Origin of the sequence: Niallia sp. FSL W8-0954 (assembly GCF_038005605.1) — a bacterium.
Classification (GTDB): Bacteria; Bacillota; Bacilli; order Bacillales; family Cytobacillaceae; genus Niallia; species Niallia circulans_A.
Genome location: NZ_JBBOTN010000001.1, coordinates 1,383,596 through 1,399,334 on the forward strand (window position 1 = coordinate 1,383,596; position 15,739 = coordinate 1,399,334).

Annotated in this window: 13 protein-coding genes; 12 read left to right on the plus strand and 1 reads right to left on the minus strand. The window is 34.2% G+C overall.

What is annotated here, in order from left to right; translation table 11 throughout:
• Nucleotides 1-204 precede the first annotated feature (204 nt).
• Together NX902_RS06890 and NX902_RS06895 are read left to right on the plus strand one after the other, a co-directional pair.
• Nucleotides 205-960 carry a DUF2268 domain-containing protein gene (locus tag NX902_RS06890; protein WP_235850257.1) on the plus strand — a complete coding sequence of 252 codons (756 nt, stop codon included), beginning with the start codon at nucleotides 205-207 and terminating at the stop codon, nucleotides 958-960.
• Between the two features lie 339 nt (nucleotides 961-1,299).
• A complete protein-coding gene (locus NX902_RS06895; protein WP_047942457.1) occupies nucleotides 1,300-2,046 on the plus strand; it encodes a YjbA family protein in 747 nt (248 codons plus the stop codon).
• 325 nt (nucleotides 2,047-2,371) lie between these two features.
• Here NX902_RS06895 and trpS read toward each other — a convergent pair whose 3' ends face one another.
• Complete coding sequence (gene trpS / locus NX902_RS06900; RefSeq protein ID WP_095330015.1) at nucleotides 2,372-3,361, minus strand: tryptophan--tRNA ligase; 990 nt, start codon at nucleotides 3,359-3,361, stop codon at nucleotides 2,372-2,374.
• 680 nt (nucleotides 3,362-4,041) lie between these two features.
• Here trpS and NX902_RS06905 point away from each other — a divergent pair.
• The 10 genes from NX902_RS06905 (at nucleotide 4,042) to cls (ending at nucleotide 15,660) form a co-directional block, all read left to right on the plus strand.
• A complete protein-coding gene (locus NX902_RS06905; protein ID WP_341160669.1) occupies nucleotides 4,042-5,655 on the plus strand; it encodes a peptide ABC transporter substrate-binding protein in 1,614 nt (537 codons plus the stop codon).
• Nucleotides 5,656-5,840: 185 nt separating this feature from the next.
• Nucleotides 5,841-6,776: an ABC transporter permease gene (locus tag NX902_RS06910; protein WP_047942453.1), complete on the plus strand. Its 936-nt coding sequence runs from the start codon at nucleotides 5,841-5,843 to the stop codon at nucleotides 6,774-6,776.
• Nucleotides 6,777-6,778: 2 nt separating this feature from the next.
• Nucleotides 6,779-7,696 carry an ABC transporter permease gene (locus NX902_RS06915; protein WP_095330012.1) on the plus strand — a complete coding sequence of 306 codons (918 nt, stop codon included), beginning with the start codon at nucleotides 6,779-6,781 and terminating at the stop codon, nucleotides 7,694-7,696.
• A 12-nt stretch (nucleotides 7,697-7,708) separates the two neighbouring features.
• On the plus strand, nucleotides 7,709-8,776 hold the full coding sequence (locus NX902_RS06920; protein ID WP_123259780.1) for an ABC transporter ATP-binding protein: 1,068 nt from the start codon (nucleotides 7,709-7,711) through the stop codon (nucleotides 8,774-8,776).
• Nucleotide 8,777: 1 nt separating this feature from the next.
• The gene (locus NX902_RS06925) at nucleotides 8,778-9,704 is read left to right on the plus strand and encodes an ABC transporter ATP-binding protein (protein WP_341160670.1); all 927 of its coding nucleotides are present in this window, start codon (nucleotides 8,778-8,780) and stop codon (nucleotides 9,702-9,704) included.
• 178 nt (nucleotides 9,705-9,882) lie between these two features.
• Complete coding sequence (locus tag NX902_RS06930; protein ID WP_341122718.1) at nucleotides 9,883-11,088, plus strand: putative glycoside hydrolase; 1,206 nt, start codon at nucleotides 9,883-9,885, stop codon at nucleotides 11,086-11,088.
• Between the two features lie 5 nt (nucleotides 11,089-11,093).
• On the plus strand, nucleotides 11,094-11,669 hold the full coding sequence (locus NX902_RS06935; RefSeq protein WP_095330008.1) for a GNAT family N-acetyltransferase: 576 nt from the start codon (nucleotides 11,094-11,096) through the stop codon (nucleotides 11,667-11,669).
• A gap of 578 nt (nucleotides 11,670-12,247) precedes the next feature.
• Nucleotides 12,248-12,643: a transcriptional regulator SpxA gene (spxA, locus tag NX902_RS06940; protein ID WP_016204317.1), complete on the plus strand. Its 396-nt coding sequence runs from the start codon at nucleotides 12,248-12,250 to the stop codon at nucleotides 12,641-12,643.
• Between the two features lie 522 nt (nucleotides 12,644-13,165).
• A complete protein-coding gene (gene mecA / locus NX902_RS06945) occupies nucleotides 13,166-13,828 on the plus strand; it encodes an adaptor protein MecA (RefSeq protein WP_095330007.1) in 663 nt (220 codons plus the stop codon).
• 314 nt (nucleotides 13,829-14,142) lie between these two features.
• Nucleotides 14,143-15,660 (plus strand): cardiolipin synthase, encoded by a 1,518-nt coding sequence (gene cls, locus NX902_RS06950; RefSeq protein WP_163187688.1) that lies wholly within the window; start codon nucleotides 14,143-14,145, stop codon nucleotides 15,658-15,660.
• The last annotated feature ends 79 nt before the right edge of the window (nucleotides 15,661-15,739 follow it).

Below are 15,739 nucleotides of genomic sequence, written 5' to 3' on the forward strand. Positions count from 1 at the left end.
AAAGGATAGACAAAGGAGAACTGGGAGTGCGTTCTTCATTGTCTATCCTTTTTTGTATAGGGAGGTTTTGAAAAGCCTGACTGCTATCAAGGTTAAATAGTAAGTCATTTAGTATCAATACGCTGCCAGCTCTGGAACCTCTAATTTCGATTTCCATATACTGTTTAAATGAATAGGAAAAAAGAATGAAGAGGGGAAATAGCAGTGGGGGTAATCAAAACAAATAAATGGTTAGAAGATAATTTTTATGAACCAACTACAATATGTGAACATTTTCAATCAGCATTTGATGGAGATAAGCCTCAAAATATATATCGATATTTAATGAGATTTGGGATGTATAAGCCATCAAGACATTCGAGACAAGCATTTGAGAAGATGAAGGAACAAGATACGTGGAGTAAAGTAGAACGGATTTTTTTTAAGTATAAGAAAAAATGGAAGGGGCCAGATATACCTATATACGTATTTCCTTTTCAGTCTTCTTGGAGAGGAGACGAAAATAAATCTGGTGTATCGTTTCCTGATCAACTCTTCTTATTTATTGATGATGTCGAAAATGAAAAAGAGCTAGAAGCCCTTTTTATTCATGAATATCATCATGTATGCCGAATTCATTACCAAAAGAAAGCTATAGAGGATTATACCTTACTAGATTCCATCATAATGGAAGGATTAGCGGAGCTTGCGGTGAAAGAAAACTGCGGAGAAGCCTATAATGCTAATTGGTGTCACTTGTATGATGAAGAAGAAATAAAGCAATTTTGGGAGACAGAGCTTAAGGAACATTTACATGTAAAGAAAACAGAAGAGAAACATGATGATTTATTGTATGGTTATAGACGCTATCCCCGTCTTATTGGCTATAATACAGGTTTTTATCTTGTGAATTCTTTACATTCCAAGCAAAAAATCTTAGAAAAAGATCATTTCACAATTAATAGTGAAGCTTTTTTGTAATACTATACTACTATTTGAATGACGAGTTTAGCAGAATAGCTCGTCTATTTTTTATGGGAACATTGAAAGGGGATCTCCTCTTTATAAAAAAGACATGTTAGCGAAAGTTTGTACATATTATGTTAATAGGTTATAAAAATGATTGTTCAATTTTTAGGATGAACTTTAGCAATATATTTAAAGAGAAAAATGATATTCCGCTATATGTATGCCTATTACTAGGGAAACTGGAACATAAAGAGAAAATCGTCATAAAAAAAATCCTTTGAAAATAGGAATAAATTTACTAAGCTCTGACAATACTTATGGACAAACAGTTGTTGAAGTGAGGGATAAAATATGCAGTATCTTCATGATGTTTGGGTAAATTGGTTTGAAGGGGAAGAAAACGGATATAATGTATGTCACTTTCATGAATGGCGAAAAGATGATGGTGTTGAATTATTGGACCAAGTTCCACTTTTGAAAGTAGATTCATGCTTATACAATTACATAGAAAATGACTTGGCAGAAATACCACGACAATTATTAGAAGAGATTTATCAGAAGGCATATCTACGAAAGAATCATGAACGAATTCAATTAGATTATTGTTTTGTTGTTTCTGATGGGATTGGTCTTTTAGTAGTAGATACAATCGGATACTCTGTTCCCATTCGAAAAAGCCGAATGATACCTAGACAAGAACAATTGGCCTATGAATTGCTTGAAAATCAAGAAACGATTTATTATAACTTTCAAAACACGGAAGAGAAAAAGGAGTTCCATATACTATCACCTGATCCTCATGTGATGAATGGATTAACGAGAAAAGAAAGGCAATTAAAGCAATTACTGTTTATGGCATTAGATCAACTACATTCTTCTGAAAACGTAGCAGAAGTTCGTTATTGGTATACAGAATGGAGCCCAGAACGCTATTTTGAAATTCAGCATTTAGATTTTGAGCATGCATGGAATGAACTATATGAGTGTACAAAATACGGATGGTCTAAAAAGCATGAACAGTTTTGTGAGAATATTATAAAAGGTCAGCCCTTTTTTGAAAAGCTTTGGGAAATGGAGCATGGTCCGAAAGTAAATTAATAGTAACCAATTTAATAAAATTAATAGGATAAAAAAGCCTGCCACTTAAGTATCCTAGCACTAAGTTAAACCCAAACACTCTGAGGAGATAGCAAGTATATTTCCAGTGATTGTTTGGGTTTTATTCGTCATTTTGCGAAATTTCATCAGGAAAAGGTAACAGGGAAGGCTTCTCTGTTATAAAGACAAATTGCCCCTGATATAATTTTTCTCACACATCCCATAAATTCGTGTCAACTGTAATTCCCCATCTAATATCTTCCCCCTACTGATTTGGAGCATAAAAAAACGATGGCGTTAACCATCGTTTTGATAAGGGAGGGGCTTAACGACGTTTACGTCCTAATCCCATTGCGTTTTCCATTTTTTTAATCATTTTCCCTGCCACTTTATTTGCTTTTGCCGCACCTTCGTCTAAAATGTCATCTAATTCAGTTGAATTCATTAGCTCATTGTATTTTTCTTGAATTGGTTTTAATGCATCCACTACAACGTTGGCTAAGTCAGACTTGAAATCTCCATATCCTTTTCCTTCGTACTTTTCTTCAAGGCTTTGGATACTTTCCCCTGAAAGAATAGAATAAATTGATAAAAGGTTGGAAACCCCTGGTTTATTTTCTCGATCGAATTTAACGATACCTTCAGAGTCTGTTACCGCACTTTTAATCTTCTTCGTAATCTGTGCTGGCTCGTCCAATAAAGTGATGGTTGCCTTATTATTTGTATCAGATTTACTCATTTTCTTTGTAGGATCCTGTAAGGACATAATGCGAGCTCCTACTTTTGGAATGCGTACTTCAGGAATAGTAAGAATATCATTATATTTTTTATTAAAACGCTCGGCTAGATCACGAGTTAATTCAAGATGTTGTTTTTGATCTTCTCCAACTGGAACAATATCTGTACTATATAGAAGGATATCTGCAGCCATTAATGGTGGATAGGTTAATAATGCAGCAGAAACAGCATCTTTACCAGTTGATTTGTCTTTGAATTGTGTCATTCTTTCTAATTCGCCGATATAAGAAATACACTGCATCACCCAAGCTCCTTGGGCATGGGCTGGTACTTCTGATTGAATAAATAAAGTCGCTTTATTAGGGTCGATTCCTACAGCTAAGTACAGAGCTGCTAGGCTGCGAATATTGTTTCGAAGTACCATGCGATCTTGAGGCACTGTAATGGCATGTTGATCCACAATACAGAAGAAACAATTGTATTCATCTTGTAGCTCCACGAATTGACTTAATGCACCTATATAATTCCCTAATGTAATGGTGCCGCTTGGTTGAATCCCAGAAAAGATAGTTTTCATCAAATACTTCCTCCAATATGTATTCTAGACCCTTGATTAGTTTATGGATGTTTCTAATCAAGCGGTTTATTCTATTTAATAGTTTATTTTAGAGCCATGGTTATCTGCAAGAGAAACAGTTTTCTTCAAGCAAATACGATAGTACTGTTAAAAATAGAATCTAGAAACTTAATGATCAATATCATTATTATAACCATTTTAGCATGATTAGTTGATATGCAAAGGCTGTTTTCTTAAAGTTTGCCAATTTTAATAAAAAAGAATAGATGCAACTAATATGCGAGGAATAAATTTAAATTCTGATAAATTTATATTAATATAATTATTCTGTAGATTTATATATTTCAGATTTGTTTTTATTCTACAAAATTCTACAAAATTCCACAAAGTTCTTGCGTGTTGAATAATCCAACTATATAATTGTCATTGCGAATGGATTAGGTAGTAATATTTCAGACTATTTAAAAACATGTAAGAATACATAAATAATTTGTAATGAATGAAATAATTATTCCTGTATAATATTTTATGCGTTTTATTGTGCTCTATTTTAATTGGAAACTGTCGTTTATTCTAATTGACTGACTATTTAGGAAATGATTGCTTGTGTATTCTGAGGTTTAGAGTGGGAAAGATATTTTCGAAGTTCCATTTGAGGAAATTATTAAGGGGGTAATTACATGAGAAAAAGAATGGTTGTACTAATGAGTTTAGTGCTTATACTCAGTGCTTTTCTTGCTGCATGTGGTAATAACAAAGGTGGTAGTGATAAAGCATCAGAAAATCTTCGTTTAAATATTGTTTCAGAGCCACCAACATTACATCCAGCATTAGCTACAGATTCAACATCTGGTGGAGTGTTAATTCAAACTTTTGAAGGGTTAACTCGAATTGATAAAGATGGAGTTCCGCAGCCAGCTATGGCAGAAAAAATCGATATATCAGATGATCAGTTAACTTACACGTTCAAAATCCGCGAAGATGCAAAATGGACAAATGGTGATCCAGTAACGGCAGCAGACTTTGAATATGCTTGGAAATGGGCACTTAATCCTCAAAACCAATCACAGTATGCTTATCAACTATATGCCATTAAAGGTGCTGAAGCAGCAAACAATGGTAAAGGTAGTCTTGATGATGTTGCTATTAAAACAGTAGATGAAAAAACGTTAGAAGTAACATTAGTAAACCCAACGCCATATTTCTTACAATTGCTAGCTTTCTATACTTATTTCCCAGTTAATAAAAACGTTGCAGAAGCAAATCCAGATTGGTATAAAAATGCTGGAGATGATTATGTAACGAATGGCCCTTTCAAAATGACGGAATGGAATCATAGTGAGTCTATCCTTTTAGAAAAGAACGAAGACTATTGGGATGCAGACAAAGTTAAATTAGAAACAGTAGAAATGACAATGGTAGAAGATCCAACAACAGAATTAAGCATGTTTGATAACGATGAATTAGATTGGGCTGGCTTACCTTTTGGTGCATTACCTACTGATTCTATTAAAGCTTTAAAAGATAAAGGTGACCTAAATATCAAAGCGATAGCAGGTACTTATTGGTATAAATTTAATACAAATGAAAAGCCATTTAACAATGAAAATATTCGTAAAGCTTTAACATATGCGATAGATCGTAAAGCAATTGTTGAGCAAATTACACAAGGTGGACAAATTCCAGCAACAGCAGTTGTTCCTCCAACCATGTTTTCAGAAAACGAAAAAGGTTATTTTAAAGATAAAGATATCAAAGCAGCAAAAGCAGCTCTGGAAAAAGGTTTAAAAGAGGAAGGCTATGCTAGTGTAAAAGACTTCCCAAAAATCACATTATCATATAATACCGGTGAAGCGCATGCTAAGATTGCACAAGCGGTTCAAGATATGTGGAAGAAAAATCTTGGAATTAATGTAGAGCTAGATAATGAAGAATGGCAAGTTTATCTAGAGAAAATTGATTCTGGTGACTACCAGGTTGGACGTATGTCATGGTCTGGTGACTATAATGACGCATTTAATTTCCTAGAATTATACCGTGATGCAAACGGAGGAAATAACGATACTGGGTGGGAAAATCCAGAATACAAAAAACTTCTTGATGCTTCACAAAAAGAGACAGATGAGGTAAAACGCAAACAATTATTACAAGATGCAGAAACTATTTTAATGAACGAACTTCCGATTGCACCTGTTTATTTCTATACAAATACATGGGTACAAAAAGATAATCTGAAAGATGTAGTCATTTCAGGTTTAGGAGAAGCACAGTTAAAATGGGCACATTTTGAATAATACAATGGTTCGCTTTGTTCATTCATCATGCTTTAGGCAATTCGAATTTTTATGAAAGTACAAAGCTAAAGAGAAAAAAGAGGCTGCCTTATTTAACGAGTGATACTTTCTTAGTAAGCTCGTTTCCTAGGGCATCCTCTTCCTTGCTAATTGGCATTGTTTTAGAAAAAAATGGAGGTAAAACCATGATAAAGTACTTAACAAAACGTTTGCTGTTTATGGCGTTATCCTTATGGTTAATCATTACAGCTACGTTTTTCTTCATGAGGATGGCACCAGGTAACCCATTTACATCGGAAAAGAAAATGCCGCCTGCAATTGAAGCAAATTTAAATGCCCATTATGGACTTGATCAGCCTTGGTATGTTCAATATGGAGAGTATTTGCTAAGAGTTGTTCAATGGGATTTTGGTCCATCTTTTAAATATAAGAGCCAAACAGTGAATCAATTAATCAATGAAGGATTCCCAGTATCATTAGTCTTGGGTGTAGAAGCAATTTTTATCGCCTTGGCCATTGGTGTTACATTAGGTGTAATTGCTGCTTTAAGACATAATAAATGGCAAGATTATCTGGCAATGATTGTTGCTGTATTAGGAATATCAGTACCTTCGTTTATTATGGCAGCTTTTTTGCAATATATTTTCGCAATGAAGCTAGGGATATTCCCTGTAGCAAGATGGGGAACATTTATGCAAAGTGTTCTGCCAGCAATCGCATTAGCAGCTGGTCCTACAGCATTTATTGCTCGATTAACTAGATCTTCTATGCTAGAAGTATTAAGCAATGATTATATTAAAACAGCAAAAGCAAAAGGAATAAGCGGCTTTAATATTACAGTGAAGCACGCCATCCGCAATGCGATTCTTCCGGTTGTTTCATACATGGGGCCATTATCGGCTGGGATTGTTACAGGTAGTTTTGTTATTGAGAAAATTTTTGGTATCCCAGGTCTTGGATCACAGTTTGTTAAAAGCATAAATAACCGTGATTATACAGCGATTATGGGCGTAACAGTTTTCTATAGTATTATCCTGTTAGTATCTGTTCTTCTTGTCGACTTATTGTACGGATTAATAGATCCTCGAATTAAACTATCGGGCGGGAAGAAAGGAGCGTAAAGATGCAAGAAATTTCGAAAGATAAATTTGAAATAGTCGGCAACAGCACCATAGAATCAGAGAAAATATCAAAAGCAAGTCTGTCTTTTTGGAAAGATGTTTTTACTCGTTTTAAGAAAAATAAACTTGCGGTTTTTGGACTTGTTCTTTTAATTCTTTTAATTGTTATGTCTTTAATAGGGCCGTTATTAACTCCGTATAATTATTATGAGAATGATTATACAAAAACGAATCAGCCTCCAAGTGCAGAACATTATTTTGGAACAGATGATCTTGGCCGAGATATGTTTGCGCGGATTTGGTATGGTGCGAAAATATCACTATTTATTGGGGTAGCCGCAGCATTGATTGATTTAGTTATCGGCGTAATCTGGGGAGGGATTGCAGGTTATAAAGGTGGCAAAACCGATGAAGTAATGATGCGTATAGCGGACGTATTATATGGTATTCCTTATCTTTTACTAGTAATTCTTTTAATGGTTGTTCTTGGCCAGGGAATATGGACGATGATTCTGGCAATGAGTATTACTGGCTGGATTAATATGGCGAGAATGGTTCGAGGACAAGTATTATCCTTAAAGAGCCAAGAATATATTCTTGCTTCCAGAACGCTAGGAGCAAGTGTTTCAAGAATTATGAGCAAGCATTTAGTCCCAAATGCAATGGGGCCAATTCTTGTGACATTAACTTTAACTGTACCTAATGCTATTTTTACAGAGGCATTTTTAAGCTATCTTGGATTAGGATTAACTCCTCCATTAGCCAGCTGGGGAACGATGGCTAATGATGGAATCGGAGCACTGCAATATTATCCATGGCGATTATTTTTCCCTGCCATGTTTATCTGTTTAACAATATTTGCCTTTAATGTTATTGGCGATGGAATCCGAGATGCTCTTGATCCAAGACTACGTAAGTAAGGAGTGAGATACATGGAAAAATTATTAGAAGTAAAGGATTTACAAGTCTCATTCCATACGTATGGAGGAGAAGTGCAGGCAGTTCGTGGAGTATCCTTTGATTTATACAAAGGAGAAACATTAGCTATTGTTGGTGAATCTGGATCAGGTAAAAGTGTTACGTCCCAAACATTAATGAAATTAATCCCGATGCCTCCTGGCCATATTAAAGGTGGACAAATTTTATTTGATGGAGAAGATATTGTTCAAAAAACAGATAAAGAGATGGAAAGTATCCGTGGGAAGGAAATGAGTATGATCTTCCAAGATCCTATGACATCTTTGAATCCGACTATGCGTATTGGTACACAAATCATGGAAGTACTGATAAAACATCAGCAAATGAACAAGGAAAAGGCAAAAAAGAAAGCAATTGAATTGTTAAGTTTAGTTGGAATTCCTAAACCAGAGAAAAGAGTGGATCAATATCCGCATGAATTTTCTGGTGGGATGAGACAACGTGCGATGATTGCTATTGCTTTAGCGGCTAATCCACATCTATTAATTGCAGATGAACCAACAACAGCTTTAGATGTTACGATTCAAGCGCAAATTTTAGATTTAATGAAAGATTTGCAAGAGAAAATGAATACAAGCATTATCTTCATTACCCATGATTTAGGGGTAGTGGCAAATGTGGCTGATCGTGTTGCTGTAATGTATGCTGGCCAAATTGTTGAAATGGGAACAGTTGATGAAATTTTCTACGATCCTAGACATCCTTATACATGGGGGCTTCTTGCATCTATGCCAAGTTTAGACAATGATAATGAAGATGAGCTTGCTGCTATTCCAGGAACACCTCCAGATTTAACGAATCCTCCTGTAGGAGATGCATTTGCTGCGAGAAATCCATTCGCATTAGCAATTGATTTTGAACAAGAGCCGCCAGTGTATCAAGTGTCTGAAACACATTTTGTGAAATCGTGGTTACTGCATCCGAATGCGCCAGCAGTAGAACCACCAGCTTCAGTTAAAGAAAGAATAAGAACGTTACCCTCTAACTTTGAAACACCAGTATTAGTAAAGGGGGATAAATAAAATGGCAGAAAAGTTATTAGAAATAAAAAATCTGAAGCAGTATTTCAATGTCGATACTCCTAATGTTGTCAAAGCAGTAGATGATATTACCTTTGATATTTTCAAAGGAGAAACATTAGGTTTAGTAGGCGAATCTGGCTGTGGGAAATCTACAACTGGTAGAACAATTATCCGCCTTTATGATGCAACAGGCGGTCAAGTTTTATTTAATGGAGAAGATGTTCATGGAAGAAAATCAATAGCGAAATTAAAGAAATTTAATCGTAAAATGCAAATGATTTTCCAAGACCCGTATGCTTCTTTAAATCCTCGAATGACCGTTGCTGATATAATTGCAGAAGGCATTGATATTCACGGTTTAGCGAAAAACAAAAAAGAGAGAATGGAAAAAGTATATGAGCTGCTTCATACAGTTGGTTTAAATAAAGAGCATGCCAATCGTTATCCGCATGAGTTCTCAGGCGGTCAAAGACAAAGAATTGGAATTGCGCGTGCATTAGCTGTAGATCCAGACTTTATTATTGCTGATGAACCAATTTCTGCATTAGATGTTTCTATTCAAGCACAGGTAGTAAACTTGATGAAGAAGCTTCAAAAGGAAAAGGGTTTAACCTATCTATTTATTGCCCATGATTTATCCATGGTGAAATATATTAGTGATCGTATTGGTGTGATGTATTTCGGGAAATTAGTGGAAATAGCGCCTGCAGATGAATTATACAATAATCCGATTCATCCATATACACAGTCGTTATTGTCAGCGATTCCTCTGCCAGATCCAGAAACAGAGCGAACAAGAAAAAGAACGGTTTATGATCCAGCGGTTCATCAATATCAAGAGGGTGAAGAGCTTAAAATGAGAGAAATTAAACCAGGACATTTCGTTTATTGCTCTGAAAGTGAATATAAAAAATATAAAATACAATGAGAGAATAAGTAAATCCCAAGCCGGCAATCCTTGATTGTCGGCTTTTTAGAATGGTTGCCTACGCACAGTTGGGAAATTGCTAGATTATGCTTGATTGTGTTTGTTACAATAAAAGGGATACATCATGGATAGAGTCTCAATAGATAATAGATACTGTATGTAGATGGGAGTTTTCACGATGAAAAAGAAAATATTATCCATTGGATTAAGTATATATTTGTTGATCCCCAATATTGCATTTGCAAAAGGGGAAAAGGTAATTCCTAAACAACCAACTAAACAAGTAGAAATTATGGTTAAACATTTGCCAGCTTCTTTACCTAGAATGAAGACTAACCTTAATTTTACATATCCGGATGCTGTGAGAGGTATTTATGTAAACAGTCAATCCATTGAAGGAAACAAATGGAGTCAATTAATGGAATTAGTGAAAACGACAGATTTGAATGCTATGGTAATTGATTATAAAGAAGATCATGGTAATTTGACTTTTATGCCGGAAGAGGATTCGCCTTATAGAGAAATTGGCAGCCAATCGATAAAAAATATGACAGTGCTTTTACAGGAGCTTGAAAAGGAAAAAATTTATCCGATTGCGCGAATTGTTGTCTTTAAAGATTCTATATTAGCTAAGGAAAAACCCGAATGGTCTTTTGTCCAAGGAGAGAAGGTTTGGACGAATGGGAGAGGAGAAGCGTTTGTTAACCCGTTTGAAAAAAAGGTCTGGGATTATAACATTAATATTGCTATCGAAGCAGCTAAAATGGGGTTTCAAGAGATACAGTTTGATTACGTGCGTTTTCCAGAGGGATTTGAAAATAAAGGAGATATACTAAGCTATACGAAAGGAGATTATCATAAATTAAATAAGAGTGAAGGGGAGAAACGAGTAGAAGCAGTTACGGACTTTGTCCAATATGCAAAAGAAAAATTAAAGCCATATAATGTGAAGGTTTCTGTTGATATATTTGGATATACAGCAACCTTAGAAGAAGCTCCTGGAATTGGCCAGAATTTTTCAAAAATAAGCAAACATGTCGATGTTATTTCTTCTATGATCTATCCAAGTCACTGGACAAATTATTTTGGGATTGAAAAGCCCGATTTATTCCCCTATGAACTTGTAAGGGAGTATATGAAAGTAGAAAAGCAAAAATTAAATCAATTAGAGAATCCACCTATTTCAAGACCATGGCTACAGGATTTTACAGCTGCCTGGCTGGGCAAAGATAATTATCAAGTATATGGAAAAGAAGAGGTTCAAAAACAAATTGAAGCTTTGAATGATCAAGGAGTTAATGAGTTTTTATTATGGAATGCTGGGAATAATTATACGAAGAATGTCGATTACACACCGAAAAATAAAGAGGATAAAGGAGATTAAATTAGATGCATTGGTACGATAAGTTAAATCAATATTTTCCTGTGGAAGAAATGAAATCACAAGAGCATATGGAAGCATTACTAAAAGACTTTCCAGAATATTATCATAAGGATGAAGGGAAGTATCATGTGTTAATGTATGTGGAAGCAGAGGATTTTGTTTTTGTCGATTATTTATTTGTCTCTGACGAAGCAAGAGGGCAGGGGCTTGGTCATCAATTAGTGGAAAAACTGAAAAAAAAGGGAAAACCGATTATTTTGGAAGTGGAACCGATAAATTATAAAGATAGTGATACGAAAAAACGGCTAAAATTTTACCGGCGAGAAGACTTTAAGCATGCAACCTCTATTGGTTATAGACGTTTATCCCTAGCAACTAGGGAAGTGAATGCAATGGAAATTCTCTACTGGGCACCTAATAATGAAGGAGAAGATGTCGTTTATCAAGCATTGGTAAGAACATATAATAAAATTCACACATATAAAGATTTACAGTTTTACGGAGAATCATATGAACCAGTTGATGAGGTAGTCCAACTAAATTTGGAACAAAAACGAAAAAATTTATTCGATGAAATTTGATTAAAGTGTAATAAAACAGCTACCCTCAAGGTGACAGCCCTCCTACAAAATGAGCGGTCACCTTGTAACGAAGATAACTGCTGACGATAAGCTGCCATATATAAAGAAGAGTTTTATTAAAATCTTTTTATATTTTCATTAAAATCTCCTTAATTGAGAATAGATAGAGGTTTAATAGAAAGAAATATTGGGTATATAATCAGAAAATATATATTTAGACCAAATATATTAACAGATGAGATAATTTTTTGAAACTTTTTTGGTTTTCAAACGTCTATAATGATAAGTAATAAAATAACTGAAGGATTCGTACTTTCATAACGAGTTTTTCTTACATAAAGGAGGAGAATCACAGCAAATACCTATAGCAGCTTATATACAGAATTTAATGATACTTGTGGATAAATTTTTTAAAACATATACCATAAAGCAAACAATTAGTGTATAATAATTAATATAAATTACTTGATTGAATTAATTATAATTTAAGAATTAGCAAGAAAATAACTCAAGTTATTTATAATCATAATGAATGTAGTTAATTACATGTCTAAATAAAGGGAGCGTGAATTTGTAAAATGGTAACATTATACACTTCACCAAGTTGTACATCCTGCAGAAAAGCAAAAGCATGGTTAGAGGAACATGAAATCGCATATAAAGAAAGAAATATATTTTCTGAACCGCTTTCTATTGAGGAAATTAAAGAAATTCTTCGTATGACGGAAGATGGAACAGATGAAATTATTTCAACAAGAAGTAAAACTTTTCAAAAGTTAAATGTGAATTTAGAAACAATGCCATTACAAGATTTGTTTGGTATTATTCAAAATAATCCAGGTCTATTAAGACGTCCAATAATCATTGACGAAAAAAGACTACAAGTAGGATACAATGAAGATGAAATTCGCAGATTCTTACCAAGAAAAGTTCGTACTTTCCAGTTAAGAGAAGCACAAAGATTAGTTAACTAATTAAGAAGAACGTATAAAAAAATCTGGCTTAAGGCGGTACTAAATGAAAATTTGGTATCGTTCAGTCAGGTTTTTCTTTTTTATATAGTAACCAAGAAAAAACAGAGGCTTTCCTAGTTACTTAAGGTAGAAACCAATCTAACTTGATTAGATAGTCTGGTTATAGTGTTAGTAATTGTCTGGACTTTTTAGTTTGAAATAATTTCTATGAGGTAATACTACTAAATATAATGATACAGGAATATGGTATAAAAAAGAACTAATTGCTGACTTCGAATAAGCCTTCATTTATTTAGATAATTGAAAATTGTGAATGCTTTTTGAATAGGCATTTAATGGTTTTTTCCATTCCCAAGATATTTTAATTCCATTTATACTGCTTTTGTCATAAAATATAAAGTACAAGGTACAATACAAGGAAAAATAAAAATTTTATTTCAGAAAATTTACTTGTAAGAAATAAAACAATCTGTATGGGGGTCTCTTGTCCCTTCCATCATAGTCTGAAGGGAGTGTTAGCGTATGGAAATTGAAAGAATTAATGATCATACAGTAAAGTTTTATATTTCGTATATTGATATAGAAGAACGTGGGTTTAAGCGTGAGGAGATTTGGTATAATCGGGAACGCAGTGAAGAGTTATTTTGGGAAATGATGGATGAAGTGCATCAAGAAGAAGACTTCATATTTGATGGACCATTATGGATTCAAGTTCAAGCTCTAGAAAAAGGGTTGGAAATCTTAGTTACAAAAGCGCAGCTTTCGAAAGATGGACAGAAGTTTGAAATTTCTATTCCAGAGGATAAGCTAAAGGATTTACCAATTGATGAACGTTTTGAAGATTTAATGGATCAACATTTTACGATTAAAGAGGGAGAAGAAGAGTACGATGAAAGTCTCGAGTTCCTCTTAACGTTCAATGATTTTGAGGATATTATTTCTTTATCTAAGATGCAGGGGCTAGAAGGGATCGATACGAAGCTTTATAATTACAATGGAAAATATTACTTATTTGTGCAATTTCTTGATGAAGAAATTGCAGAAGAGGAAGTAGAAAATGCATTGAGCATTTTACTTGAATATGCTCAAGAAGATTCTAAAATGACCATTCATGTTCTCCAAGAATATGGTAAAGTTATTATTGAGAATGAAGTCTTTATGGAATTAAGAAAGTACTTCCATTAAATAGTATCTGTGCCAATCATATACTAAAAAGTTAAAGAAACTCTACAATGTTCGGTCATAGCCTTTCATTGTAGAGTTTCTTGGCGTTTTGTGAGAAAAAGTAGAATATTTAAGTGCTGATCCTTCTGAATTATATAGAGACTTCTCCGGAGAGTGTAAATTTTAATCCAAAATAAATAGACTAATTCTCCCTTAATAGATTGATTATCGGGCGCCTGTGGAGTAATTTATGGTAATTATGGGTATATATATAGGAATAAAAGAGATAATTCTAAGCTTAATGTAAGTATATTGGGAGAATGGCGGTGTCTATTATGAATCATACTGCTAGATTAGGCTTGTTTTTTATCGTAGCGGTTCTGTTTGTTTATGTGTTTAATTTATTTTTCTCTATACAGGGAGGAATTTACGGACAATTAAGTTTAGTGATCAGTTTATCAGTTGTTTTTATCGGCTTGGTCATTTTCTTTGAAAATCGACATCCTACACAAACATTAACCTGGTTAATCGTCTTGGGGAGTTTTCCAATTATCGGGTTTGTCTTTTATCTATTCTTTGGCAGGAACTATCGAAAAGAAAGAATTTATCGTAAAAAATACTTTCTAGATAAAGAAGCATTCCTGAAGATCGAACAAGCAATTAGTTCGAGAAGAGAAGAAAAGAGAAAGATACTTGATGGACATCAACGGAACTTATTTCACCTAGCTGAGAAGCTTGGAAATACGCCTATTTCCTTCGGTACCTCAACAGAGATATTAACAGATGGAGAGGAAACATTTTCAGCTATTTTGAAAGAACTGAAGAAAGCAAAACATCATATCCACCTAGAATATTACATTGTAAGAGATGATGCCATTGGTCAGGAGATAAAGGATGTATTAGTTGAAAAGGCCAGAGCTGGGGTGCAAGTGCGTTTTTTATATGATGCAGTTGGTTCTTGGAAGTTATCGAAAAAATTTTGTTCAGAGATGAAAGAGGCAGGGATTGAAGTTATCGCTTTTGGTCCAGTTAAAATGCCTTTTTTTAATAGTAAGTTTAATTTTCGAAACCATCGTAAAATTATTATAATAGATGGCAATATTGGTTTTGTTGGCGGGCTTAATATTGGCGATGAATATTTGGGAAGAAATCCTTCCATTGGATACTGGAGGGATACTCATTTATTAGTAAAAGGAAATGCTGTAAGATCCTTGCAATTAATTTTTCTACAAGATTGGTACTATATGACGAACCATAGCTTTTTGACAGAGGAATATTTAACGCCTATTTCAGAGGAAAATTCGCATGGTGGGGTACAATTGATTGCGGGGGGACCTGACAATGAATGGAGCGTCATCAAAAGTATCTTTTTTAGCATGATTACTACGGCTAAAGAATCGATTTGGATTGCTACTCCTTATTTTATTCCAGATGAAGATATATTTTCTGCTATTAAAATTGCTTCATTAAGTGGAGTGGATGTACGTATTCTCGTTCCTAGTAAACCGGATAAAAGAATTGTTTTCCATGCTTCCCGCTCTTATTTTCCAGAATTACTAGAGTCGGGAGTCAGGGTCTTTGAATATAACCGCGGATTTATGCATAGTAAAATTATCATTGTAGATGGAGAAATTGCTTCCATTGGGACATGTAATATGGATATGAGAAGCTTTCATTTAAATTTTGAAGTTAGCGCTTTTTTATATAAAACAAGAAGTACCGAAAAGCTCGTAAAAGACTATCTAGAGGATATAAATCAATCAATCGAATTAGAAGAAGAGACCTTTAATAAGAGGCATTATGGCTATAGAATGCTTGAATCGACTTCCAGATTATTATCACCGTTATTATAAAGTGTTTTGATTCCATCTAAAGAGCGCGTATTTATGCTTATTTAAGATAATGAGCAAAAGCGAGCTCTTTTTTCGTATG

What these genes read in the sequence shown, in the direction of transcription:
- NX902_RS06895 (WP_047942457.1), top strand. Translation starts at nt 1,300, where the DNA reads ATGCAGTATCTTCATGATGTTTGGGTAAATTGGTTTGAAGGGGAAGAA.
- trpS (WP_095330015.1), bottom strand. Translation starts at nt 3,361, where the DNA reads ATGAAAACTATCTTTTCTGGGATTCAACCAAGCGGCACCATTACATTA.
- NX902_RS06905 (WP_341160669.1), top strand. Translation starts at nt 4,042, where the DNA reads ATGAGAAAAAGAATGGTTGTACTAATGAGTTTAGTGCTTATACTCAGT.
- NX902_RS06910 (WP_047942453.1), top strand. Translation starts at nt 5,841, where the DNA reads ATGATAAAGTACTTAACAAAACGTTTGCTGTTTATGGCGTTATCCTTA.
- NX902_RS06915 (WP_095330012.1), top strand. Translation starts at nt 6,779, where the DNA reads ATGCAAGAAATTTCGAAAGATAAATTTGAAATAGTCGGCAACAGCACC.
- NX902_RS06920 (WP_123259780.1), top strand. Translation starts at nt 7,709, where the DNA reads ATGGAAAAATTATTAGAAGTAAAGGATTTACAAGTCTCATTCCATACG.
- NX902_RS06925 (WP_341160670.1), top strand. Translation starts at nt 8,778, where the DNA reads ATGGCAGAAAAGTTATTAGAAATAAAAAATCTGAAGCAGTATTTCAAT.
- NX902_RS06930 (WP_341122718.1), top strand. Translation starts at nt 9,883, where the DNA reads ATGAAAAAGAAAATATTATCCATTGGATTAAGTATATATTTGTTGATC.
- NX902_RS06935 (WP_095330008.1), top strand. Translation starts at nt 11,094, where the DNA reads ATGCATTGGTACGATAAGTTAAATCAATATTTTCCTGTGGAAGAAATG.
- spxA (WP_016204317.1), top strand. Translation starts at nt 12,248, where the DNA reads ATGGTAACATTATACACTTCACCAAGTTGTACATCCTGCAGAAAAGCA.
- mecA (WP_095330007.1), top strand. Translation starts at nt 13,166, where the DNA reads ATGGAAATTGAAAGAATTAATGATCATACAGTAAAGTTTTATATTTCG.
- cls (WP_163187688.1), top strand. Translation starts at nt 14,143, where the DNA reads ATGAATCATACTGCTAGATTAGGCTTGTTTTTTATCGTAGCGGTTCTG.